The organism is Xanthobacter autotrophicus, assembly GCF_030015065.1.
In the GTDB taxonomy this organism is placed as follows: domain Bacteria; phylum Pseudomonadota; class Alphaproteobacteria; order Rhizobiales; family Xanthobacteraceae; genus Xanthobacter; species Xanthobacter autotrophicus_D.
Map to the genome: position 1 here is coordinate 1 of NZ_JAIVFN010000294.1, position 689 is coordinate 689.

At 66.3% G+C, this 689-nt stretch carries 1 protein-coding gene; it reads left to right on the top strand.

What is annotated here, in order from left to right; all coding sequences use genetic code 11:
• Nucleotides 1-689 (top strand): glycoside hydrolase family 15 protein (locus K9U40_RS23175; RefSeq protein ID WP_282892424.1); only part of this gene is annotated, 689 nt, incomplete at both ends.

Below are 689 nucleotides of genomic sequence, written 5' to 3' on the forward strand. Positions count from 1 at the left end.
TGTATGCGCTCGATGGATCCGCCACGGCGCAGGAGCAGGAACTGCCGCATCTGGCAGGCTATGCGGACAGCCGGCCCGTGCGCATCGGCAACGCGGCGCAGCAGCAGATCCAGCTCGACATCTACGGCGAACTGCTCGACAGCGCCTACCTCTCCAACAAGTACGGGGACCCCATCCATTACCAGGGCTGGCAGCATGTCTGCACCATCGTCGACTACGTGATCAAGCACTGGAACGAACCGGATGCAGGCATCTGGGAAATGCGTTCGGCGCCGCGCCACTTCCTGCATTCCAGGGTGATGTGCTGGGTCGCGCTCGACCGCGCCATCCGCCTGGCCAAGAAGCGCTCCCTTCCCGCCCCGCTGGTCGCCTGGGCGCAGGCCCGTGACGAAATCGTCGCCGACATATGGACGAACTTCCGCCACCCCGAGCATGGCTACTTCGTTCAGGAGCGCGGCGGCACGGAACTCGACGCGGCACTGCTGATGATGCCGCTCGTGCGCTTCGTCTCTTCGACCGACCCCGTCTGGCTCCAGACGCTGGACGCCATCGGCGAGCAGCTGTGCGACGACGGACTGGTCTACCGCTACCGCGTCGATGACGGCCTGGGCGGCGACGAGGGCGCGTTCACCACCTGCACGTTCTGGTACACGGAGTGCCTGGCCCGCGCCGGGCGCCTCGATGAGGCA